The following is a 1177-nucleotide window of genomic DNA, read 5'->3' on the forward strand; positions in this document are numbered from 1 at the left end:
GTCGGCACTCAAATCAAACGTCAGAAAGCTGGGTGGGACAATAATTATCTTGCTAAGGTATTGTTTGGCTGACATTACCCATGCGATTGCCCTGCATAGGTCTCGCATTCTAGCTCAGGAAAATTCAGCACTGGGAGTGTCGTTTTATATATTCTATTATCTGTGTTGGTTTTATTGTCATCGCCAACATATGAAATGGCTATATGCGTTAATTTTTCTTTTACTCTTTTATTTATACTAGCAGCTTTGTGGTCCTCATAAAGGATTACAGATTCTATAATTTTTTCATTGCTAGAATTTTGAAAATTATTCCCAAGACAAAATGATGCACAAATTATTAAGAACAAAACCTTCGAGATGTTATTTGACGATTTGATTGCTTTCATTTTTTGTTTTAATGCTAATAAGTTATCAATCGGATCTGTATATCATGCAAATTTGCAAGTTACTCGGAAGTGCAAAAGCTGGGTGTCGTTTTGAACCAGGGAGTTGAACCCGGTTCCCACAGGGATTATCGGCCCTTTGGCGTATACCGGGATACCCAATTTGATGATTACCGGTTTACTCGATCGGGTACAAAATAGTTCTGTCCCCTTTTTTTGCCTTTTCTATTAAATTTCTCCTAGGAAGAAAAGAATGATAATCGCGCATGAAAAAAATATTAACAAAAATATTATGATTAATTTTGCTGGCGTACTTATCGAAATTTTCGATGCAAGTGAAAATGGTAGATCCTTATCGTCAAAAGATGATCTATCTATTATAAAGTTACAGTTGGTACAAATAAATTTTTCAGGATGTTCGCGTGATTTATAAAAAGTTACTGGTAAAGCTAATGTGAATTTCTGTCCTTTTGAAAAAACAGGCTTCAACCTACCCTTATTACATTTTGTACATTTTCTAAGCTTTACACCATCAATTCTTTGATCATTAAAGTCAACTCCAAGTCCTAATAATCCTGGTCTTATTTTCCTGACAATTAACCAAGAAAGAGCGACAATAACTACCCATGCAATGGCGATTCTGATTCCATATTTTTCAAGAAATAATTCCATTATTCAGCCACTATAGTAGCTATAGATGTTAAATTTATTGCAAACAAGTATGTTATTGTCATTAAACAGTTTGTTGGACGAAGCCGCTATGCGGCAGAAAATAGTGTATATTCCTGTAACAG

General features: G+C 34.7%; 1 protein-coding gene. It reads right to left on the reverse strand.

Features of this window, described 5'->3' with window-relative positions; genetic code table 11:
- Positions 1 to 611: 611 nt before the first annotated feature.
- On the reverse strand, positions 612 to 1055 hold the full coding sequence (locus G493_RS0122740) for an LIM domain-containing protein (protein ID WP_028582198.1): 444 nt from the start codon (positions 1053 to 1055) through the stop codon (positions 612 to 614).
- Positions 1056 to 1177 lie beyond the last annotated feature (122 nt).

This window comes from Desulfogranum japonicum DSM 18378 (assembly GCF_000429945.1).
Taxonomy (GTDB): domain Bacteria; phylum Desulfobacterota; class Desulfobulbia; order Desulfobulbales; family Desulfobulbaceae; genus Desulfogranum; species Desulfogranum japonicum.

What these genes read in the sequence shown, in the direction of transcription:
- G493_RS0122740 (WP_028582198.1), bottom strand. Translation starts at nt 1,055, where the DNA reads ATGGAATTATTTCTTGAAAAATATGGAATCAGAATCGCCATTGCATGG.